The sequence below is a fragment of the Gordonia sp. G4 genome (assembly GCF_057770005.1).
Map to the genome: position 1 here is coordinate 5,428,667 of NZ_CM173442.1, position 21,698 is coordinate 5,450,364.

Below are 21,698 nucleotides of genomic sequence, written 5' to 3' on the forward strand. Positions count from 1 at the left end.
ACATGCCCGGCGCGTCGCGGGTCAGTCCACCAGGTGGCGAAGGATCCCGAGGATCCCGTTCTCGTCGGCCGCATCCTCCGGACGCGCGACGGCGGCCTCGAGTTCGGCATTCACCGTCGCCACATCGAGTCCGCGCCCGATCGCGACCAGGTCGATGGTCGGGCGCCGGTCTCCCCACGGCTCGCGCAGCACGCGCACGAAACCGCCCACACCGTGCACGACGAACCGCTGACGGTGCCGTGGCACATCGAAGTGGACGACTCCCTTGATCCGGAAACAGCCGGCCGGCGGCCGTTCGAGGAAACGGGCGAGGCGCCGCGGGTCCATCGGCCGGTCGCTGGAGAACGACACCGACTCGTACGCCGCGTGCAGATGCTCGTGATGATCGTGACCGGCGTCCGCCAGCAACAGCTCGTCGAGGGTCAGCTGACCGGGACGAGTCTGTTCCACCTCACGACGGGCCACGTCGAACAGCAGCTCCGGGTCGATCGCGGCGTTCCACGTGGCCACCCGCGGAGCGGTTGTATTGAGTTGTGCGACAAGCTCTTCGACAGCACGCAGGGATTCCTCCGGGATCAGGTCGACCTTGTTCACGAGAACGAGATCGGCGATCGCGACGTGACCGTCCAGCTCCGGGTGCGTCCGACGTACCTCGTCGAGATGCGCCGCATCGACCACGTACACCAGTCCGCCGTAGCGCAGCCGAGCGTCGGCCACCGACGTCACCATGCGGATGAGCGATTTGGGTTCGGCGATCCCGCTCGCCTCGATGACGATGGCATCGAGCCCGACACTCGGACGGACCAGCGACGCCAGCGCGTCGGCGAGGCCGTCGGCGTCGACGGTGCAGCACATGCACCCATTCCCGAGGCTCACGGTGCCGTCGGCCTGCGCCGACACCAACAGTGCGTCGATGTTGACCTTGCCGAAGTCGTTGACCAGCACCCCCAGGCGTGTGCCGGTGATCCCGGCGGACCTCAGCAGGTGGTTGAGCAACGTCGTCTTACCCGAGCCCAGGTACCCGGCCACCACGACGACCGGGACCGGGCCGCGACGTTCGGGTGTCCCCGCGGCGCTCATCCCAGGCAGTCGGGACAGATCACGGCGAGATCGCGTCCGTCTCGATCGGGGTGATTGGCGACATTGCTCGTCGGACGGCCGCAGTCGACGCACCGGCCGAGCACCTCCGCGTGGTCGGAGAACTCCACGCCCATGCGATCGTCGAAGACGTACAGCGATCCCTGCCACAGCCCGTCGTCGCCGTAGCGCTCGCCATAGCGCACGATCCCGCCGTCGAGTTGGTAGACCTCGGAGAACCCGCGGTGGCGCATGACCGTGCTGAGGACCTCGCAGCGGACCCCGCCCGTGCAGTAGGTGACGATCGGCCGGTCCTTGAGGTGATCGAAGGCGCCGCTCTCGATCAGCGGCACGAAGTCCCGGGTCGTGCGCGCCTTGGTCGTGACCGCGCCGGCGAATCGTCCGACCTGCGCCTCGATCTCGTTGCGCCCGTCGAAGAAGACCACGTCGTCACCGCGGGCGTCCACGAGCTCGTGCACCTGCTCCGGGCTCAGCCTCGTCCCCGTGCCGACCACGCCGTTCTCGTCGACCTCGATCTCGTCGGGAACCCCGAAGGTCACGATCTCGGGGCGGACGCGCACGCTCAGCCGCGGGAAATCACGGCCGGTGCCGTCGGACCACTTGATGTCCGCTCCGGCGAACCCGGGGTACGCACGGGTCGTCCTGACGTACCGTTTGACCGCGGCGATGTCGCCTCCGACGGTGCTGTTGATCCCGTGGCGTGACACGATGATCCTGCCCCGGACCCCGAGCGACTCGCACACCGCCAGCTGCCACAACCGGATGGCCTCGGGATCCGGCAGCGGGACGAAGACGTAGAAGAGAACGATCTTGGGGGTCGGCACAGTGCAAGGGTACGTAATTCAGCGACCCCGCCCCGAATCCACATCGTGGTCCCGCGACCGCCGATTCCTGCGCGTGATCTGCGCTACCGCGGCAATCGGGACGCTGATCGTTTCGGTCGCGCTCGCCGGGTGCTCATTGCCGTCCGAGTCGGGCCCCTCTCGAATCGTCATTCCGCCCACCGACGAGTTGTCGACGGTGACCGAGACCGAGTCCTCGTCGACGACTTCGACAACCGGAGAGGACACGGCACAGAATCTGCCCGATTGGACAATCGGACGGGTGGTGGCGATGGCCCCGCGCGTCGACAATTCGCGTTTCCATCAGGGCTCGGTGACCGAGGATTCACCACTGCAGGACTCATCCGGTTTCCATTTCTCCACACCGGACCGGGCGGTGAATTGCTCCACCGGCACCAACGGTTCGTCGGCACTTGCGTGCCGCATCGACGACGAGCGGGACGACGACCCGACTCGACCTCCCTCGTCTGCCCCGGCGGCCTGCGACTGGGAGCGGAATCTCGCCGTCCTGGGACCGGACGGGCCGCAGCGTGGTGCGTGCGCCAATCGATATCCGGTTCTCTATCGGAGTTCGATTGTGGACTTCGGCCGCACCATTTCCATATCGCGCTTTTCTTGTCTCGTTGAGACCGTGGGGATGTTTTGTCTCGAATCGCGATCCAAATCAGGATTTGCAATCACCCCGAACGGTTACCAAACGATCTATGCGGCAGATCGCGCACCTGAATCGTTGGTGAGCGTGTCCCCCGAGGAATCGGACGAATCGTCCCGGCGGACGGGTGGGGCAGACCCCACGGACGAGACCACACCGACATCGAACCGGACCGCCACTCCTCGTAACCCGACGTCGCGGACCAGCACCGAGCCGACTCGTTAACAATCGGTCGTGTCTCGACTTCCCTAATGCTTTCTAATGATTTATGGTCTAGGCGGGGGTTCTCAGCAAGTACTCATGGTTTGAGTCTAAGCTGTGCACAGTTGGAATAGATCAAAACGGGGGGACGCAGGTTTTGGGACCTCGCGCGTCCGTCTTGGTCGGATGACACAATTCGAGGGGACAAGTATTTCATGGCGAAAAAGGAAATCGTTCAGGTCATCGACGATCTCGACGGCAAGGTACTGGATCAGTACGAAACCGTCCGGTGGTCGCTCGATGGAAAGAACTATGAGTTCGACACATCGTCGAAGCATGCGCAGCAATTCCGCGATTCGCTGTCGAAGTACCTCGACATCTCCCGTCAGACCGGCCGCGTGACCAAGCGTGCAGCAACGGCCTCGACTGCGACCGGAAGCGGCCGCAACAAGGAGACCACCAAGGCGATTCGGGAATGGGCCATCAAAGAAGGCTACGAACTGAGCGACCGCGGCCGTATCCCGCAGAGCATCATCGAGGCGTTCGAAGCCGCACACTGATCGGTCAGACCTGACCGTCACCGACAACGAGACCTACTGCCCGGCCGCACTTCGCGCGCCGGGCGGTAGGCGTTGGAAGGGCTGTTCACGGTGAGGTCCTTCACCCCGCTGTCGGCTCCGGTGGACCCGGTTCGTGCGCTCGAGCGCATCTCGTGGCTGCTCGAGCGTCGTCGGGAGAGCACCTACCGCGTCGAGGCCTTCCGCCGCGCCGGGCAGGCGGCGGCCGGGCTGGATCCGTCCGAACTCCATGCGCGGGCCGACGCCGGCACCTTGACCGCGATCAAGGGCATCGGCAAGACCACCGCGGCCGTCATCGCCGAGGCCATCGACGGCGAGCTGCCGGGGTACCTCGCACGGCTGCAGAGCGAGGATCCGCCCACCGCCCCGGGCGAGGCGGAGGACCTCGTCGAGGCCGTGGTCGGTGACCTGCACGCCCATACCGAATGGAGCGACGGCGGGGCGCCGATCGACGAGATGGCTGCCGCCGCGGAGGCGTCGGGTCACGACTGGCTCGCGATCACCGACCATTCGCCGCGCCTGACGATCGCGAACGGGCTCAGCGCGGAGCGGCTCGCCTCTCAGATCGAGGCGATCGATGCCTGGAACGCCGGTCACACGAGCGACTTCCGTCTCTTTCGTGGCATCGAGATCGACATCCTCGACGACGGCGCGCTCGATCAGTCCGACGAGATGATCGCCCGGCTCGACGTCGTGACCGCATCTGTGCATTCCAATCTGCGGATGGCACACGATGCCATGACCGCCCGGCTCGTCGCCGCGGCCTCCGACCCCCGGGTGCACGTCCTCGGCCACTGCACGGGCCGTCGGGTGCTCAGCGGGAGGGGCCACCGTCCGCCCTCGACCTTCGATGCCGAGGCCGTCTTCGCCGCGTGCGCGGCCCACGACACCGTCGTGGAGATCAATTCCCGGCCGGAGCGGGTCGACCCGCCCGACGAGTTGATCGCGATCGCCCTGGACGCGGGATGTCTGTTCGCGATCGACTCCGACGCACACGCGCCCGGACAACTCGACTTCAAGATCCTCGGCGCCCAGCGGGCCGCGGCGCACGGGATCGATCCCGAGCGGATCGTCACGACGTGGTCGTCGGAGCGGTTGTCGGAGTGGCTCTCTCGCTGAGCCGGCAGAATCGGGTGGGAAATGCGCCGCGCTCGGTCGTCAGCTCAGGGCGCCGACCCGGTCCCGGATCACCGGCAGCACGCCTTCGGCGAACCAGTGCGCCTCTTCGATGTGCGGGTATCCCGACAGGATGAAGTGTGAGAATCCTTCGGACTCGTATTCGCCGATCAGCCCGGCCACCTCGTCGTAGCTGCCGACGAGAGCCGTGCCGGCTCCGCCGCGGATGAGGCCGACGCCCGCCCACAGGCCGGGATGGATCTCGAGTGCGTCGCGACGGCCGCCGTGCAGCTGCGCCATCCGGCGCTGGCCGGTCGAGTCCGAACCCGAGTGCAGGGCGAAGGCCGTCGCGATCTCCTCGTCGGAGATTCCCTGCAGCAGGGTGTCGGCGACCCGCCACGCCTCCTCCGAGGTCTCGCGCGCGATGACATGGAGTCGCACACCGTATTCCAGTGACCGGCCGACCGTCGCCGCGCGGCGCGCCACCTCGGCGATCTTCTCCCCCGCCACCGCGGGCGGTTCACCCCACGTGAGGTAGACCTCGGCCCGCGCAGCGGCCACCGTCAGCGCCGGATCCGACGAACCGCCGAAGAATATCTGCGGCTTGACGGCCGGCGGGTCCGGCAGGAATGCCCCGGCGATCTGATAGAACTCACCCTCGAAATCGACGGTTTCACCGGCCCAGAGTCTCTCGACGATCTGCACGAACTCGTCGGTGCGTGCATATCGGCGGTCGTGGTCGACCCAGTCACCGAAGCGTCGTTGTTCTACCTCGTCGCCGCCGGTCACGATGTTGACCGCGACTCGCCCACCGGAGAAACGCTGTAGCGTCGCGGTCTGCTGGGCGGCGAGGGTCGGTGAGATCAGGCCGGGACGGAACGCCACGAGGAACTTCAGCTGGTCGGTGTGCGTGATCGCGGCGGCGGTCGTGAGCCACGCATCCTCACACCAGGTTCCGGTCGGGGTCAGTACGCTCTCGTAGCCGAGCCGATCGGCGGTGCGCGCGACATCGATCAGATACGGCAGTTCCGGCGCCCGATAACCCGGCGGATGGCGCTTCGTCGCCGACGCGTGCGACGCTCCGACGATTCCGCGACTGTCACCGGCGGTCGGCAGAAACCAGTGGAAATGACTCATGGCGTGTTCCCTTCCTACGGGTGGACGGGCCGGTGTTCGGGGTGGTCTCGGAGATGGGCGTCCGGTCTCCGAACGACCCTCAGGACTGAGGCGCGCCGAACAGCGGTGCGAGAGACGCGTCGTAGCGGTTGTCGACGAACTTCGCGACGTCGACCTGCCCCTGCAGCTGCCCGGAGTCGGCGAAGGCGTCGGCGAGAGTCTGCTCGGACGCCACGACGCTGTCGTCGAGTGCGATGGCCGGACGCAGGCTCCGACCCTGGGCGATCCTGCCTGCCCGCGGGTCGATTCCGACCTCGGCCGAGTACTTCTCGGCCCACACGTCGGGGTTGGCCTTGGCCCAGTTGGCGGCACGCGCGATGCCGAGGGCCAGCTCTCGTACCGCGGTGTTGCGGCGCGGATCGGCCAGCGCCTCGTCGCCGGCGATACCGAAGCCGAAGCCGTTGGACACGCCTTCGGCGGTGACGAGCGTCTTCGGATTGTTCTCGAGCTGGACGATCGCGGTGTACGGGTCCCAGATCGCCCATGCGTCGACATTGCCGGATGTGAACGCCGACAACGCATCTGCGGGCTGCAGGAAGACCGGCTCGACGTCCTTGCCGGGCCCCAGGGTCAGATTAACCTTGTTCAGCTGGAGCAACAGGTGTCCGTGTGCCGAGCTGCCCTTGGCGACGGCGACCTTCTTGCCCTTCAGATCGGCGACGGAGGCCAGTGTCGAGTTGCCCGGGATCAGGATCGCATCGCCACTGGCATTGTTCGCGTAGCCGGTGACGATCTTGACCTTGGCGTTCGCCGCCGCGCCGAAGATGGGCGGTGTGTTCCCGGTGACGGCGAAATCGATCTTGCCGGCGGTCGCCGCCTCGATCTGGGGCGGGCCGGAGGTGAAGGTGGAGAACTCGACGGTGAACGGGAGCTTCTCGAGTTCGCCCGAGGCACGCAGCAGGGCTTCCGTGCCGCCCTTCTGGTCCCCGACACGAAGGGTGAGGTCCTGTAGGGAGGCGACGTCGACCGTGTCGTTTGCGATCGACTCGGCGGTGTCCTCGCGCTGCACGCATCCGGCGAGGCCCAGAGTGAGGGCGGCGGTGGCCAGGACGGCGGCGAGCACACGGCGCCGGGGCCGGGATGCGCGCACGGAGAGATGGGCGTCGGTCATCGGAGTGCCTTCGGTTGAAGCGGATGGGTGGTGAGCGGGTCAGTGCGCGGGATCGGCGACGCCGAGGGCGGTCAGCAATCGGGCTCGCAGGCGCGGGATCTCGGAGTCGGCGTCGTCGGGGTCGCCGGTCTGCCGCGGCCGGGGCACGGCGAGGTCTTCGACGATCTCGCCGCCGGCCAGGACGACGACACGGTCGGCGAGTCGCAGTGCCTCGTCGACATCGTGGGTGACGAGAAGTGCTCCGAAGCCGTTGTCGCGCCAGAGTCTGATGAGCAGTTCGTGCGCCGGGTGAGGGCGTCGAGCGCGCCGAACGGCTCGTCGAGCAGCAGAAGCTGCGGACGTGCCACGAGGGCACGGGCGAGGGAGACCCGTTGTGCCTGGCCGCCGGAGAGCTGCGCCGGCCAGGCACCCGTCTTGTCGCTGAGGCCGACCTCGTCGAGGGTGCGGCGCGCCCGTTCCCGGGCCTCGGTCTTGCCGACCTTCTCGCGGACGAGGCCGAAGGCGACGTTCTGCAGCACGGTGCGCCATGGGAAGAGCCGTGGTTCCTGGAAGGACACCGCCGGGTGACCGGCGGTCCGCACGCTGCCCGACTCGGTGGTCGACAGCCCGGCGAGCAGTCGCAGAAGGGTCGACTTGCCACTGCCGCTGCGTCCGATGAGCGCGACGATCTCGCGTGCGCCCACTCGCAGCGAGACGTCCCGCAGCACGACATTGTCCCCGTAGCGCAGGCTCGCGTGCTCGACCTCCGCCGCGTATGACACGGCGCCGGCACGCTCCTCGGCGAGCGGAACCTCGAGATCTCGGGTGGCGATGGCGGTCATGGTCGGGCCTCCTCTACTCGGGGTATACGGGCTGCGAGCGTCACCGGTTCTGGTATCGCGTGGTGTAGCGCTCGAGCGCACGCACGATGGCGTCGGTGATCAATCCCAGTGCGGCATAGACGATCAGGCCGAAGAAGATGATGTCGGTGCGCAGGAAGTCGCGCGCGTTGTTGATCAGGTATCCCAGTCCGGACGTCGCCGCGATCTGTTCGGCGACGATCAGGCTGAGCCACGCGATGGCCAGGGCCTGTCGTAGGCCTACCAGGATCTGCGGCATGGCGCCCGGGATGATGAGATCCCGGATCGTGGTCAGCCGTGAGAAGCCCAGCACGCGAGCGGTTTCCACCAACCGGCCGTCGATCTGGCGAATCGCGGCCGACGTGTTCAGGTAGAGCGGGAACAGAGCGCCGAGGGAGACGAGCAGGACCTTGGGCGTCTCACCGATACCGAACCACAAGATGAACAGCGGGATGAGTCCGAACAGCGGAAGTGCGCGGATCGCCTGCATGTTCGGGTCGATGGCCGAGTCGGCGATCCTGCTCAGGCCCACCAGCAGACCGAGGCCGATTCCGACCGCGACGCCGATGGTCAGTCCGATCGCGACTCGCTGGGCCGACGCCGCGATGGCATCGACGAGCTGCCCGTTGGCGAGAACCTCCCACCCGGCCTCGGCGATCAGCGACGGAGCGGGCAGCTTGTCCTGCGGGATGATCCCCAGTGCGCTGCCGACCTGCCAGAGCACGAGGACGGCGATGGGCGACAACGCACGCAGGATCGTGTGCAGCCGCGACGATCTGCCCGACTTGGCGGATGCCGACGAGGCGTCGGTCGAACCCGGTTCCACCGCCCGCGGGTCGCCGGGCGCGCTGATACTGAGTGTTGGGTCGGCCACGTGCGGCTACGTTACGAATCGGGAAACACTCGCGACACCATTGAGTTCAGCCTGAGCACAAGTAGGCCATGGATCCGCTGTTCGCGTACCGACGAGTGGTCAGCCCCGTCTGATCGTGATCCCGGTCATCCCCGACGCCGATCCGGTCAGCTCGATCACCGGTCCGCCCGGACGCGTCGGTGCGCCGGCCTTGTCCTTCACCTTCGACCACCCGGACAGTTGCAGGTCGCCGTATCGGATCTCGTGATCGGGACCGATCCGGAGCTTCACGGTGGTGGTGGACACCTGGAATTGCAGCGTCGTCGACGGCCCGGGGAACGACGCGTGGGTGAAGTCCAGATCGACGGTGCCCATGCTGCCGGTGACGAGGGTCGACGGCGGGACGTGCCAGGTCCCCTTGCGTCGAACCGTGTCCCACTCGGCCTCCAGGTGCAGCGGCGACGTCGGCGGCACGGCTACGGCCGGCATCGTGGTCACGGCCGGGGCCGGATCGTTGAACAGACGGCCGGCGTTCGGCAGGTTCTCCAGGACGGCCCGCAGATCGGCGCGGGTCTTGGCGGCGTACACCAGGCCCGAACGCTCCTCGAACTCCGCGATCTCCAGGTATCCGGACGAGAACGCGTCATTGAGCAGGGTGACGGCTCGTTCACGTTCCGGATTCCCGACCCGTAGATCGTCGTCGGGGAGGCGGTCGACCATGCCTGCCACTTTATTGCACCGCTTCGCGACGGTGTGTCGCACCGTTTCGCGGTGGTCCTCGCGGCCACCGGGGCACGGGTGCGGCCCGGTCAGTTCCGCGGGATCGGCGGCGCGGCGTCGGGTGCCATCAGCGCGCCGATCTGCGAGAAGATCGGGTTGCCGCCGTTGTCGTAGGAGCCGTCGGGTCCGAATGCCTCGGGCTCGTACGTCACCGACACCGCGATGGCGATCTTCTCCGCCGGCAGATATCCCGCGACCGCGGAGTACCCGTTGAACAAGGGGTTCTGCACGATCCAGTCACCGGTGAGGACGACGCCCATCCCGTAGGTGTATCGGTCACTCATCGGCATGCACGTTGCGCAGCCGGCCAGTGGGCGCGCCACGTCACGCGTGCCGGTGGAGACCATCGTGTCGTAGGACTCCGATGACAGTGTCTCGCCCGCGAAGAGTTTGCGCGCCGTCGCCTCGACGTCGTAGATGTTCGATGTCTGGATGGCGCCGTGGGTGATGCTCCACGACGGGTTCCAGCCGGTGGTCTCCTCGTAGAAGGGAGTCGTCGGCGGGAGGTTCAGAATCCCGCGCCGCTCTGAGGAGTAGGCGTGCAGGGCTGGTTCGGGGATCACCGCGGTCAGATCCGAGACGGTGTTGCCGAGGTCGAGCGGTTCGGAGATCCGCTGCCGGAGCAGATCGGCAACCGATTCACCGGTGATCTTCTCCAGGGCCAGCCCGAGGATCACGTAGTTGGTGTGCGCGTAGTTCCAGTTCGTTCCCGGCTCGTAGAGCAACGGCTTGTTGACGGCGTAGGACAGCATCTCCTCGGTGGTCCACGCCTTGAACGGGTTCGTCAGTTCCTCGGTCTCGAACGCATCGTTCCCGAGCACGAAGTCCTGGTACCCGGAGGTCATCGTCGCCAGTTGCCGGAGAGTGACCTTGTCGCTGTTGGGGATCTGGGGAACCCACTTCGCGATGATCTCGTCGAGGCCGACGGCCTTCTCGTCGACGAGTTGCAACAGCACCGCCGCGACGTAGGCGATGGCGACGGATCCGTTGCGGAAGTGCATGTCCGGGGTGGCCGGGATGCCGGTCTGGGATTCGCCGAACGCCTTGGTGATCACGTCCCGGCCGTCGTCGGTGACGCGCACGATCGCCGCCTTCAGGTGCTTGGACTCCATCAGCCCTTCGACGATCCGCTCGATCTCCGCCGCCTGCTGTGGGTTCGACGACGCGGCCGACGAGGACGCGCCATCGGAGCCGCTGTCGGTACCGCACGCCGCCAGCGCGATCGCCAGGACCGCGACAATCAGCATCGACCAGCGCTTTTGCATCCCCGCATTGTCCCACGAGCACCGAACCCCTGTCGGTGACTTCGCCAATTCCGGAGTACCGTCGTCCTGGTCGGTGGCACCGGCGGAGGAGGTCGACGATGACAGCAGGACACGCAACGGGCCCGGCGTCGGGACCGATGCCGGCCGCGTTCATAGGGCACGGCAACCCGATGAACGCCCTGGAGCGCAACAGGTACACCGAGGCCTGGACAGCACTGGGCGCGTCGGTGCCGAAACCTCGTGCGATCCTGGTGATCTCGGCGCACTGGTACACCAACGCCACCGCGGTCACCGCGATGCGGCGACCGCGGACGATCCATGACTTCTACGGATTCCCACAGGGCCTCTTCGACGTCGAGTACCCCGCTCCAGGAGACCCCGAGGTCGCCGAGATGGTCTCCGATGTCGTCAAACCCACGTGGTGCGGCCACGACGTCGACAGCTGGGGCATCGACCACGGGACCTGGTCGGTTCTCGTGCACACGTTCCCGGATGCCTCGGTACCCGTACTGCAGTTGTCGCTCAACGCCTTCAAGGACCTCGAACACCATTACGAGCTGGGTCGCCGACTCGCCCCGCTCCGGGAGCAGGGCGTGCTGATCATCGGCAGCGGCAACATCGTGCACAATCTGCGGGCGGTCGACTTCGCAAGGTCTGACAGCGGATTCGACTGGGCCCATCGCTTCGACGACGCCACACGCGAAGTGTTGCAGGACAATCCGTCGAATGTACTGAGTCTGGACGGGCATCCCGACTTCGACAGATCCGTGCCGACTCCCGACCACTATCTTCCGCTGCTCTACATCGCCGGACTCGCCGGTGACTCACCCCTGGACCTGCTCGTGGATGGTCATGCCGCCGGGTCGATCTCGATGGCCGCCTACACGCTCGGGCTCGAGGTCGAACCCCCGGGATCCGGGACCGGTGGACCGGCCGCCGAACTGCCCCAGGGGTTTCCGACACTCGATTCGAACCTGTGAGCCTCAGGCCGCCGCCAGGAAGTCGTCGATCTGGTTGATCGCCGAGGACGCACCTTCGACGACTCCCATGTCGAGCACCTTCTGCAAGGCCTCGGCCGAATCGTAGGTGCTGATGAACGTGGCGACCGTGGTGCCGTTCTTCTCGGTGAAGGCGTAGGAGTTGCGGGACTCCGGCATGTCGGTGATCGGGTTGAGGTCCGCGTCGGCGAAGCCGTCGAGGAAGGTGAAGCCGTGGGGTTCGTCGACGGACTCGACCTTCCAGTAACCGCCGAACTTCTCGCCCTCCGGGCTGGTCATGTAGTAGGTCATCCGGCCACCCGGACGCAGGTCGTGATCGACGACGGTGGCCGGGTAGGTCGGCGGACCCCAGATCTTCTCGAGCTGGCGCGGGTCGGCGTAGATCTGCCACACGCGGTCGATCGGCGCCGCGAATTCGGCGTTGATGGTGATGGTGCGGGCGTCGAGGTCCGGCGTCACGTCGATGACAGGCATTGTTCAATCCTCCGATGGTGTTGTGGGTGAGGGTGATTCGATCGAGAGCAGATCGTCGATGCGGGCGATACGACCGCGCCACACCTGTTCGAGCTCGGTGAGCATCGCTGCCACCGAACGCACTGCCGCGACGTCGCCACTGGCCAGCTGCTCCCGCCCGTGACGACGTTTGGTGAGCAGGCCGGCCTTCTCCAGGACGGCGACGTGCTTCTGCACGGCCGCGAAGCTCATGTCGTATTTCGCGGCCAGTACCGAGACCGAGTGTTCACCGGCGAGCACACGTCGCAAGATGTCGCGACGGGTGCGGTCCGACAGCGCGTGGAACAGGGCGTCGGCCCGGTCCTCGTCTGTCGGTTCGCCTGCGTTCTCGGCCACATCTCAAACATACAACCAATCGGTTGTATGTCAAGAGGCTGTTGCGATCACGTCGGGCGCAACCATGGCCACTCGCGTTCGGTGGGCCTTGACTTGTCCCGACCCCGCCAGCCTGCGCACGTGGTGGCGACACTCCCGTTCGCCACGGCCACACCAGAAACGAAGGACACCCACTCGTGACCCGTCAGCTTCACCTCGGTGGATTCTTGATCGCCTCCCCCGTCACCCACTCGCACGCCGCATGGCGTCATCCCGGCTCCGTGACGGACTACTTCGGGCCCGACCACTATCACCGGGTGGGGCGCATCCTCGAACGCGGCAAGTTCGACTTCGCCTTCTTCGCCGACCTGCTCGCCGCACCGGTCCGATTCGGCGGCGATCAGTCCGAACCCTTCCGGCGGGGCACGCAGGCCGCGGCGACGATCGACCCGAGCCTGGTCGCGGCGAGCATCGCCGCGGTCACCACCCGACTCGGCATCGCGGTCACGAAGTCCACCACGTATTTCCACCCGTACGAGCTCGCGCGCGTCTTCGGCTCCCTCGACCACCTCACCCGCGGCCGCATCGCCTGGAACATCGTGACGTCGCTGTCGCAGGCCGAGGCCCAGAACTTCGGCTTCGACGACCACGTCGGACACGACGAGCGGTACGTGCGCGCCGAGGAGTTCGTCAGCACGGCGATCAAGCTGTGGTCGAGCTGGGACGCCGACGCCGTGACCGCGGACAAGGAGTCCGGCGTCTGGGCGGATCCGTCGAAGATCCACACCGTCGACCACGAGGGCACGCACTACCGGACGCGGGGCCCGCTCAACCAGCCCCGCTCACCGCAGCATCGCCCGGTGCTCATCCAGGCGGGATCGTCGAACACCGGCAAGGACTTCGCCGCGCGGTGGGCCGAGGCGATCTTCGAGATCGACCCGACGCCGGAGGGTCGCCGTGCCTACTACGACGACGTGAAGTCGAGGGCCGTGAACTTCGGCCGAAACCCCGACCACGTCAAGATCTTCCCGTCCTTCATCCCGTTCATCGGTGAGACCGAGTCGATCGCCCGGGAGAAGCAGGCGTTCCACAACGAGCTCGCCGACCCGATCTCGGGCCTGATCACCCTGTCGGTCCACACCGATCACGATTTCTCCGCCTACGATCTCGACGCCCCCGTCGAAGACGTTCAGGTGAGCGGCACCCAGGGGCTGTTCGACGTCGCCCGACGCCTCTCCGAGCGCGACAGTCTCACCCTCCGAGACATCGGCAAACTGTATGCGCAGGGAGTTCTGCTGCCACAGTTCGTCGGTACGGCCGCCGACGTCGCGGACCAGATCGAGGAGTCCTTCACCGGCGGCGAGGCCGACGGATTCATCGTCTCGAGCGCCCAGACCCCCGGCACCTTCAACGACTTCGTCGACTACGTGGTCCCCGAGTTGCAGCGCCGCGGACTGTTCCGCACCGAGTACGAGGGCGCGACCCTGCGCGAACACCTCGGGCTCGGGAGCGCCGAGGAGGACCTGCCCGCGGACATCCGCGGGGTCGACACCCGGCTGGCGGGCTGACCTCAGCGCTCGGTGACCCGCCCGCCGTCGACATCCCAGTGCCGGTCGACGTGCACGTTCTGCAGCATGCGCCGATCGTGTGTCACGAGAAGCACTGCGCCGTCGTAGGAGTCGAGGGCGGACTCGAGTTGCTCGATCGCGGGCAGGTCGAGGTGGTTGGTCGGCTCGTCGAGCACCAGGACGTTGGTGCCACGCGCCTGCAACAGTGCGAGGCCGGCCCGGGTGCGCTCGCCGGGCGACAGGTCTCCCACCGGACGGTCGACGTGGTCGGCGCGCAGACCGAACTTGGCGAGCAGAGTCCGCACGTCCGCGGTGGACAATTCGGGAACGAGGGCCTCGAACCGTTCGGCGAGCGGCCGGGGCCCGGTGAATTGACCACGCGCCTGGTCGATCTCACCGATCGCGACGTTGGCGCCGAGCTGGGCACTCCCCTCGTCGGGTTCGACCCGCCCGAGGAGCAGTCGCAGCAGCGTCGTCTTACCGGCGCCGTTGTGGCCGGTGATGCCGATGCGCTCGCCGGCGTTCACCTGCAATGACACCGGACCCAGTACGAAATCACCCTGCCGCACAACCGCTCCGTTGAGTGTGGCGACCACCGAGCTGGAGCGAGGCGCGGAGCCGATGGTGAATTCGAGCACCCATTCCTTGCGCGGTTCGGCGACCTCGTCCAGCCGCGCGATCCGGCTCTCCATCTGCCGGACCTTCTGCGCCTGCTTCTCACTCGATTCGGTTGCGGCGCGGCGTCGTATCTTGTCGTTGTCCGGCGCCTTGCGGATGGCATTGCGGACACCCTGACTCGACCACTCCCGTTGCGTCCTCGCCCGGGAGACGAGATCGGCCTTCTTGGCGGCGAACTCCTCGTACTCCTCGCGGCGGTGACGCCGGGCGACGGCCCGCTCCTCGAGGTAGCTCTCGTAACCGCCGCCGTAGACGGTGTTGGTCTGTTGCGCGAGATCGAGTTCGAGGACCCGGGTGACGCTGCGCGCGAGGAACTCTCGATCGTGACTGACCAGGACGACGCCGCCGCGCATCCCGGCCACGACCTCCTCCAGTCGCGCGAGACCGTCGAGGTCGAGGTCGTTGGTCGGTTCGTCGAGGAGCACGATGTCGAACCGCGAGCACAGCAGCGCGGCCAGCCCGACCCGCGCGGCCTGACCGCCGGACAGATCCGTCATCAGGGTGGCGTCCGGGTCGATGACGCCGTCGCCGAGCCCGAGATCGGCGAGGACCGCGGGCAACCGCTCGTCGAGATCGGCGGCCCCGGTGGCCAGCCAGTGGTCGAGCGCGGCGGCATACGTCTCGGCCGGGTCTCCCGAGACCGTCACGTCCGGGTCGGCCAGCGCGTCGGCCGCGGCGTCCATCGCCGCGGTGGCCTCTGCACAGCCGGTCCGCCGGGCGACGTATGCGCGCACGACCTCGCCGGGAAGTCGCTCGTGCTCCTGCGGCAACCATCCGACGAAGGCATCGGCCGGCGCTCGCGTCACCGTGCCCTCCAGCGGCGCGAGGTCACCGGCGAGCACCCGCAGGAGAGTGGTCTTCCCGGCACCGTTGGCGCCGACCACGCCGACCACGTCCCCGGGTGCCACCGTGAGATCGAGGTTATCGAACAGGACGCGGTGGGCATATCCCCCGGCGACGTCCTTGGCAACGAGCGTGGCGGTCATCCGTCCATGGTCGCACCACGTCGTCGACCGGTCGGAGCCGGCAGACCGGCCCGCGGTTTCCCGACCTGCCCATCGGGTACCCGCCCGCATGACCTCAACTCGCGAGACCCGACACTTCGACGTCGTCATCGTCGGCGGCGGAAATGCCGGCCTCAGCGCAGCGGCGCGGCTGCTGCGTCTGGGCTTCCCCGATGTCGCGGTGATCGAACCGCAGGCCGTCCATACCTACCGCCCGCTCCTCTCCTACGTCGGCGGCGGTCAGGCGACACTTCGGGAGGCCGAACGCACCCAGCGATCGGTGACGCCGGACGGGGTGACCTGGGTGCGCGACACGGCCGTGGTCGTCGACGCGGGGAAGCGGACGATCCGCTTGTCCTCGGGTGCCGACATCGGCTACCGGGACCTGATCCTGGCCGTCGGACTCGTGCCGGATTGCGACGGGATGCCGGGGATCGATCTCGCGATCGCCGACCGTGCGGTCGCCAGCAACTACCTCGACCGCGCCGAACAGACCTGGGACCTGGTGACCTCGATGCCGCGGGGTGGCCGCGCGGTGTTCACCGTCCCGCGCCCACCCGTCAGCTGCACCGGCACGACCCTCAAACCTCTGTTCCTGGCGGCAGCCCACTGGCGACGCGCGGGCATCCTCGAGTCCCTCGACATCACCTTGATCGTCGACCGGTCGCATCTGCTCGGCGTCGACGGCCTCGACGCCCGCCTGTCGGAATGCCTCGACGAGCTCGGGGTCCGTGTCCTGCTCGACAGCACCGTCCGGTTGCATCCGGTCGATCGCCGGGTCACCGTGGTGACCGGTTTGGAGACCCAGGACGTGCAGTACGACATGTTGCATCTCGTCCCGCCGTTCCGGGGCGCCGACCTCGTGACCGACTCGGGTCTGGCCGGCACTCGCGACCGGGGACTCGTCGACATCGATCCCCACACGCTGCGCCACCGCACCCACGCATCGATCTGGGGTGCCGGCGACGGTGCCGCGATCGCCACCGACCCGTCGGGTGGCGGGCTGCGGCGCCAGGTCGCGGTACTCGTCGACAACCTCGCGGCCGCGCGCGCCGGCGAAGAACTCACCACCTACGACGGGTACACCGTCGCGCCGATCGCAACCGACGCCCACCATCTGATCGCCGCCGAGTTCGACCGCGACGGAACCATCACCTCGTCGCTGCCGTCGGTCATCGACCCGCTGAAGCCGCGTCGGAGCGCATGGGCCTTCGACCGCTACGTGCTGCCCCGTCTCTACTGGAACGCGATCTTGCGCGGACGCGTGTGAACCGCGCCCGGTAGGAACACCCGGGTCAGTCCCCGTCGGCACGGATCAGTGCATCGATCCCGGCGATCACGATCGTCACGCCGGTCTCCAGCGCATGCTGCGGGCTGCGCGCCGAGTCGAAGGTGGCCCCGACGGTCGTGCCGACGCGCCCGGATACCGGGTAGTCCTGGTCCTTCATGAGATGGCCGAGTGCGGGCGCGACGATGGCCCACCACTCCGGGTCCGCCATCCCGGACGCCTGCCGGGTTTCGTGGTCACTGCGATATGCACGCGCGGCGCCTTCGACGACGGTCAACAGAGTCGTCAGGCCGGCCTCCATCTGCAGATCCGACAGACCTATCCCGTCGAGGACACGCAACTCTGCTTCGTATTTGTCTCCGGCGTTCGGCCCGAGCAGACTGCGGGCGTCGTGGATGTCGAGGAGCCAGGGATGGCGCAGGATCAGTTCCCAATTCCGTTGCGCGACATACTGTATGCCAGCCCGCCAATCACCTGCGTCCGTCGCCGAGTCAGCGTTGTCGTAGAGGCCGCCGTACACGGCGTCGACCATCAGCGCGGTGAGGTCGTCCTTGCCGGGCACGTGGTTGTACAGCGCCATCGTGCTGACGCCCAGCCGCTCGGCGACCTTGCGCATCGAGGTGGCGTCGAGCCCGTCGGCGTCGGCGAGTTCGATCCCGGCATGCACGATCCGCGAGACTGTGATGCCCGAACGACCCGCCGGCGGATGATGCCCCCACAGCAGGTAGAGGCTGCGCACCACCTCGGGTGCGGATTTCGGCGTGTTCACGAACCTCCTCGTAGTCACTCGCACAACCAGATCCCACCGACGCGTGCGTTCGGGGCCACCGTATCGTACGCTCGTAACGTACGGTGTAAATAACGTCGTATAACTGGCCCCGAGGAGGCTCGCGGTGGGTGACACCGATTCAGCGATCACGCTCGAAGGCGTGCGCAAGCGATACGGCGGTGGATCGGCGGCGCCGGTCCTCGATGGACTCGACCTCGCCGTGACGCGTGGCAGCGTGCACGGCCTGCTCGGCCCGAACGGTGCGGGCAAGACGACTGCGGTGCGGATCATGACCACCCTGCTCGCGCCCGACGCAGGGCGCGTCCGGGTCGCCGGCGTCGACGCGGTGCGCGACCCCGGCCGGGTGCGAGCGCGGATCGGTCTCGTCGGTCAGCATGCCGCCGTCGACGAAGCCCTGACGGGTCGCCAAAACCTGGTGATGTTCGCCCGACTCAACCGGTATCGACCGGCAACCGCGGCTCGGCGCGCGGCGGAGTTGCTCGAGAGGTTCGGACTCGACGAAGCAGCCGATCGCCAGGTGAAACGTATTCGGGTGGGATGCGGCGTCGTGTCGACCTCGCGGCCGGCCTGATCACCGCTCCCGAGGTCCTGTTCGTCGACGAGCCGACCACCGGATTGGATCCCGGTGTGCGGCAGGATGTGTGGAACGCGATCCGGGAACTCGTACGTGGCGGCACGACCGTCCTGCTGACCACGCAATACCTGGAGGAAGCCGACCAGCTCGCCGACCACATCTCGATGCTCGGCAGCGGTCGAGTCGTCGCCGACGGCAGCCCGGCGGAACTGAAAGCCCGCGCCGGCGACGACTGGTTGGAGGTCAGCACGGTCCACGAGGCCGACGCCGACCGGCTCCGGGGCATGCTCTCGCAGTGGTCTGCGGGCGAGATCACCATCGTCGGCAATCGCGTCCGCGTGCCGTTGGCCGATCGCACCGCATCGGTGATCGGGGCGTCGGCGGCCCTGCGAGACGCCGGGTTGGAAGTCCGCGACATCGCCGTGCGCACACCGACACTGGACGAGGTCTTCCTCCAGGTCACCGGGCACACCCCCTTCGGGGACGCGCCCGACGACGCACGACTACACACCCCACCCACCATTGCGGAGGCCCACAAGTGACGATCCCGACCACCCACACTCCTCAGGCCGCGCCCGCCAGCATCCCGCCCGACGGACCGACCTCCCCCGTCGTACGCGCGTTCGCCGACACATGGACGATCACCCGTCGGGACATCCAGCACTGGCGTCACCTTCTCGGAGCCAGAATCTTCGGCTGGTTGTGGCCGATCGTCCTGATGGCTCTGTTCCTGGGCCTCCTCGGTGGTGCACTCGGAGGCGATGTCGGCGGCAGTTACATCGACTTCGTCATGCCCGGTGTCCTCGCCATGACAGCCTTTCTCGGCCTCGAGACCACGATGGCAGCGGTCAGCCAGGACTCCCTACGGGGGATCACCGACCGATTCCGCTCGCTGCCGATCAGCGGCATCGCCGTGGTGGGTGGCCGGTGTGTTGCCGATCTACTCGACTCGCTGATCACGCTCGTCGTGGTCGTCGCCGGCGGGTTGGCCTTCGGGTGGCGTCCCGACACCAGTGCGCCCGAGGCGTGTGCCGCGCTCGGCCTGCTACTCCTGCTCCGGATCGCGATGCTCTGGACCGGGATCTTCATCGGTCTGAAGGCGACCAGTCCCGAAGCGCTGGTTCCGTTCAACATCCTGGTGTGGCCGATCCTGTTCTTCTCCACAGTGTTCATCGACACGTCGACCATGCCCAGGTGGCTCGCGACGATTGCCGACGCGAACCCGCTGTCGGCGACCGCGTCCGCGCTGCGCGAGCTCCTGGGCGCCCCTGTCATCGGCGGCGGCGACAGTGTGTTCGCCGACCACGCCACGCTTCTCGCCATCGCGTGGCCGGTGGCGATCATCGCGATCTTCCTTCCTCTGGCGGTGTCCGCCTTCCGGCATCTCCGCCGCTGATCGAGCCGGCTCATCGGTCACGAATCGAGAAGCCCGACAGGGTCGTGCCCCGCTACCGTGAGTGACACCTCGATACATGACGACCAGGAGAGGAACACGTATGGGCAACTCGGGAGGATTCTCCGATCAGGAACGTGCCGCGATGAAGGAGCGCGCCGCGGAACTCGAGAAGGAGAAGACCCGCGGGCGTGGCAACAAGAGAGCGGCCGAGGAACTCGATCTGCTCGCCAAGCTCGAGAAGATGGACCCGGCCGATCGCGCGCTGGCCGAACGCATCCACGCGATCGTCACCGCGACCGCGCCGGACCTCGCGCCCAAACTCTGGTACGGGCAGCCCGCGTACGCACTCAAGGGCAAGGTCGTGTGCTTCTTCCGCAGCGGCCACGACGACAACGAGCGCTACTCCACGTTCGGATTCACCCAGAACGCACACCTCGACGACGGCGGTTTCTGGCCCACGTCGTTCGCTGTCAGCACCGTGGACGCCGGGGTCGAGAAGACGATCACGACGCTCGTCGCCAAGGCTGTGAGCTGACCGTTCGAGGACCGCGGGCAGGCCATCGGGGCCCACCCCTGGCCAAGAGGACTGCGACACGGTATATTTCGACGGGTGTTGACTTCCTCTGAACAAAGATTGGGGGTCCACGTCGTGCGCGGTGAGTGCTGATGCGCCTCCCGCCCACGACTGGATTTCCTCCCCGCCTCTCCCTCTGGCTCCGCGCCCGTCAGTTCGCGGTACCGCCCTCCATGATCGACGCCGCCACCGCTGCGCGCCGCGCCGGTGACTGGATCGGCGCTTGCGCCGCAGCGGGTTTCGACCCCGATATCGATCTCGCCGACATCCGTCGAAGGTGCGGCCCCGACCTGGCCGAACTCCTACGGGACGACCTTCTCCATCTCGCCCCCGACCTATTGCGCTGGCATCTGCCGCGAACAGGTCCCGCAGGACACCTACGACCCGGCCTCACCATCGCCTTGGCACGTTACGGGCCCGAACACGGAAATCGTTTCGGCACAGTGGGTTCGACGTATCTGGTCGCGCGGACGGCACCGCGCTGGGCCGACGCGGGCCAGCGAGTGTCGCTGGCCCTGTGGGACGGATCGACGCCCGACCCACACCCTCACCCTCGACCCGATCGCAGATACCGCCTCGACCTGCACCGCCACCTGTGGGACGTCCGGCATACCAGTGAGCTCCGAATCCGTTGCGGCGCTGACTCTTCACCGTCGCCGCCGATCCTGTCCCCGCCTCCCGACCTGCCGGACGGCTGCGCCGTCGATCGGTGGGCGGCCGAAGCCACTGTGGTGCTCCGCGCCGAGGGGCACCGGTCCGGGTGCGTGCGGATACGGCTCGGAACACATGGAGATCTGTTCCTGCACAATGATATCGACGACCCCACCGCTGCTCACTGGGTGAACGACCCGCCGCCAGGGGAGATCACGACGTTCCCGGTTCTGCCCGACGCCGCGACCAGAACGCTCCCGGACCTCGAGTTGCTCCGACACGGCGCCATCACTCCCGATCGGTTGCACCCTCTGGTTGCGGCCGCATTGACGCCCGACTCCCCTTCGTCACCCCATCGTCGAAAAGCGCTTGTCGACAATTCCTTTCAGGAGGTTCGATGTCGCGGCGAACTGCATCGCATCGGGGTCGCGAACGGAGTCCTGTCGGCATTGGATCACGACCGCGACGAGATTCGCCGCGAGGGGATGCTGGCGTCCCTCACCGGCACGCCCTTACCCTGTCTGGAGGCGATCGACCGCGCCCATCGTCGGCCCGACTGTCTCACCGGGGTACAGGAACGACTCGACTTCGGCGACATCGATGGCGCACTCGCAATCGTCGAGCACCTGCTCGGCCCTGAGGCGATCCTGCGGAGCGGACCGTTACGCGACGCCGTCGAACGCGCTCGCGCTCAGTTGGAGATCCACGACGCCTATCGCGCCGGCGACATAGATATTGTCCCACAACCCATTCCCGGTGGACCCCGCCGCCGCGGCCACACCGGCCGACGTAGACGCGCACGTCCACGACATGCGACTCATCGCTGACGCCGATCCCC

Annotated in this window: 21 protein-coding genes and 2 pseudogenes; 11 read left to right on the forward strand and 12 right to left on the reverse strand. The window is 67.3% G+C overall.

The window, feature by feature from the left end:
* Positions 1-21 precede the first annotated feature (21 nt).
* Complete coding sequence (locus tag AC3B5T_RS24595; protein WP_488358054.1) at positions 22-1,080, reverse strand: CobW family GTP-binding protein; 1,059 nt, start codon at positions 1,078-1,080, stop codon at positions 22-24.
* Positions 1,077-1,922 carry an oxygen-dependent tRNA uridine(34) hydroxylase TrhO gene (gene trhO / locus AC3B5T_RS24600; RefSeq protein WP_055476639.1) on the reverse strand — a complete coding sequence of 282 codons (846 nt, stop codon included), beginning with the start codon at positions 1,920-1,922 and terminating at the stop codon, positions 1,077-1,079. The genes AC3B5T_RS24595 and trhO overlap by 4 nt, the downstream gene beginning before the upstream one ends.
* 1 nt (position 1,923) lies before the next feature.
* Here trhO and AC3B5T_RS24605 point away from each other — a divergent pair, with 1 nt between their 5' ends.
* From AC3B5T_RS24605 to AC3B5T_RS24615, 3 genes are all read left to right on the forward strand, one after another.
* Positions 1,924-2,817, forward strand: coding sequence for a hypothetical protein (locus AC3B5T_RS24605; protein WP_488358796.1), 894 nt, complete (start codon positions 1,924-1,926; stop codon positions 2,815-2,817).
* A 191-nt stretch (positions 2,818-3,008) separates the two neighbouring features.
* Positions 3,009-3,353 carry a histone-like nucleoid-structuring protein Lsr2 gene (locus tag AC3B5T_RS24610; RefSeq protein WP_010843425.1) on the forward strand — a complete coding sequence of 115 codons (345 nt, stop codon included), beginning with the start codon at positions 3,009-3,011 and terminating at the stop codon, positions 3,351-3,353.
* Positions 3,354-3,443: 90 nt separating this feature from the next.
* Positions 3,444-4,490, forward strand: a complete 1,047-nt coding sequence (locus tag AC3B5T_RS24615) for a PHP domain-containing protein (protein ID WP_035717730.1) — start codon at positions 3,444-3,446, stop codon at positions 4,488-4,490.
* Positions 4,491-4,529: 39 nt separating this feature from the next.
* Here the strand turns inward: AC3B5T_RS24615 and AC3B5T_RS24620 are convergent, their stop codons facing one another.
* The 6 genes and pseudogenes from AC3B5T_RS24620 to AC3B5T_RS24645 all read right to left on the reverse strand — a co-directional run bounded on the left by AC3B5T_RS24620 (position 4,530) and on the right by AC3B5T_RS24645 (position 10,511).
* Positions 4,530-5,624, reverse strand: coding sequence for an LLM class flavin-dependent oxidoreductase (locus AC3B5T_RS24620; protein WP_488358055.1), 1,095 nt, complete (start codon positions 5,622-5,624; stop codon positions 4,530-4,532).
* Between the two features lie 79 nt (positions 5,625-5,703).
* The gene (locus AC3B5T_RS24625; protein WP_014927658.1) at positions 5,704-6,774 is read right to left on the reverse strand and encodes an ABC transporter substrate-binding protein; all 1,071 of its coding nucleotides are present in this window, start codon (positions 6,772-6,774) and stop codon (positions 5,704-5,706) included.
* 39 nt (positions 6,775-6,813) lie between these two features.
* A pseudogene (locus AC3B5T_RS24630) lies at positions 6,814-7,595 on the reverse strand (ABC transporter ATP-binding protein).
* A 40-nt stretch (positions 7,596-7,635) separates the two neighbouring features.
* The gene (locus AC3B5T_RS24635; RefSeq protein WP_010843430.1) at positions 7,636-8,487 is read right to left on the reverse strand and encodes an ABC transporter permease; all 852 of its coding nucleotides are present in this window, start codon (positions 8,485-8,487) and stop codon (positions 7,636-7,638) included.
* A 99-nt stretch (positions 8,488-8,586) separates the two neighbouring features.
* On the reverse strand, positions 8,587-9,186 hold the full coding sequence (locus AC3B5T_RS24640; protein ID WP_488358056.1) for a DUF1707 SHOCT-like domain-containing protein: 600 nt from the start codon (positions 9,184-9,186) through the stop codon (positions 8,587-8,589).
* An 89-nt stretch (positions 9,187-9,275) separates the two neighbouring features.
* Positions 9,276-10,511, reverse strand: coding sequence for a serine hydrolase domain-containing protein (locus tag AC3B5T_RS24645; RefSeq protein WP_488358057.1), 1,236 nt, complete (start codon positions 10,509-10,511; stop codon positions 9,276-9,278).
* A gap of 137 nt (positions 10,512-10,648) precedes the next feature.
* On the opposite strand from AC3B5T_RS24645, the gene ygiD reads away from it, so the two are divergent.
* Entirely contained in the window at positions 10,649-11,491 is an 843-nt protein-coding gene (gene ygiD / locus AC3B5T_RS24650; RefSeq protein WP_488358797.1) for a 4,5-DOPA-extradiol-dioxygenase, read from the forward strand.
* 3 nt (positions 11,492-11,494) lie between these two features.
* On the opposite strand, the gene AC3B5T_RS24655 is transcribed toward ygiD, so the two are convergent.
* Positions 11,495-11,983, reverse strand: coding sequence for an SRPBCC family protein (locus AC3B5T_RS24655; protein WP_014927663.1), 489 nt, complete (start codon positions 11,981-11,983; stop codon positions 11,495-11,497).
* A gap of 3 nt (positions 11,984-11,986) precedes the next feature.
* Entirely contained in the window at positions 11,987-12,358 is a 372-nt protein-coding gene (locus tag AC3B5T_RS24660; RefSeq protein WP_010843435.1) for an ArsR/SmtB family transcription factor, read from the reverse strand.
* Positions 12,359-12,534: 176 nt separating this feature from the next.
* On the opposite strand from AC3B5T_RS24660, the gene AC3B5T_RS24665 reads away from it, so the two are divergent.
* Positions 12,535-13,905, forward strand: coding sequence for an LLM class flavin-dependent oxidoreductase (locus tag AC3B5T_RS24665; protein WP_055476646.1), 1,371 nt, complete (start codon positions 12,535-12,537; stop codon positions 13,903-13,905).
* A gap of 2 nt (positions 13,906-13,907) precedes the next feature.
* Here the strand turns inward: AC3B5T_RS24665 and AC3B5T_RS24670 are convergent, their stop codons facing one another.
* Positions 13,908-15,569, reverse strand: a complete 1,662-nt coding sequence (locus AC3B5T_RS24670; protein ID WP_055476647.1) for an ABC-F family ATP-binding cassette domain-containing protein — start codon at positions 15,567-15,569, stop codon at positions 13,908-13,910.
* Positions 15,570-15,657: 88 nt separating this feature from the next.
* On the opposite strand from AC3B5T_RS24670, the gene AC3B5T_RS24675 reads away from it, so the two are divergent.
* Positions 15,658-16,857: an NAD(P)/FAD-dependent oxidoreductase gene (locus AC3B5T_RS24675; protein WP_488358058.1), complete on the forward strand. Its 1,200-nt coding sequence runs from the start codon at positions 15,658-15,660 to the stop codon at positions 16,855-16,857.
* 25 nt (positions 16,858-16,882) lie between these two features.
* Here AC3B5T_RS24675 and AC3B5T_RS24680 read toward each other — a convergent pair whose 3' ends face one another.
* Positions 16,883-17,644: a TetR/AcrR family transcriptional regulator gene (locus tag AC3B5T_RS24680; protein WP_055476648.1), complete on the reverse strand. Its 762-nt coding sequence runs from the start codon at positions 17,642-17,644 to the stop codon at positions 16,883-16,885.
* A 235-nt stretch (positions 17,645-17,879) separates the two neighbouring features.
* On the opposite strand from AC3B5T_RS24680, the pseudogene AC3B5T_RS24685 reads away from it, so the two are divergent.
* From AC3B5T_RS24685 to AC3B5T_RS24705, 5 genes and pseudogenes are all read left to right on the forward strand, one after another.
* Positions 17,880-18,301: pseudogene (locus tag AC3B5T_RS24685) on the forward strand (ATP-binding cassette domain-containing protein); the annotation flags it as partial.
* Positions 18,302-18,304: 3 nt separating this feature from the next.
* Positions 18,305-18,781 carry an ATP-binding protein DrrA1-3 family domain-containing protein gene (locus tag AC3B5T_RS24690; RefSeq protein WP_488358798.1) on the forward strand — a complete coding sequence of 159 codons (477 nt, stop codon included), beginning with the start codon at positions 18,305-18,307 and terminating at the stop codon, positions 18,779-18,781.
* Complete coding sequence (locus AC3B5T_RS24695; RefSeq protein ID WP_231632779.1) at positions 18,778-19,635, forward strand: ABC transporter permease; 858 nt, start codon at positions 18,778-18,780, stop codon at positions 19,633-19,635. The genes AC3B5T_RS24690 and AC3B5T_RS24695 overlap by 4 nt, the downstream gene beginning before the upstream one ends.
* A gap of 100 nt (positions 19,636-19,735) precedes the next feature.
* A complete protein-coding gene (locus AC3B5T_RS24700) occupies positions 19,736-20,170 on the forward strand; it encodes a DUF1801 domain-containing protein (RefSeq protein WP_055476649.1) in 435 nt (144 codons plus the stop codon).
* A gap of 212 nt (positions 20,171-20,382) precedes the next feature.
* On the forward strand, positions 20,383-21,687 hold the full coding sequence (locus AC3B5T_RS24705; RefSeq protein WP_231632780.1) for a hypothetical protein: 1,305 nt from the start codon (positions 20,383-20,385) through the stop codon (positions 21,685-21,687).
* Positions 21,688-21,698: the final 11 nt, after the last annotated feature.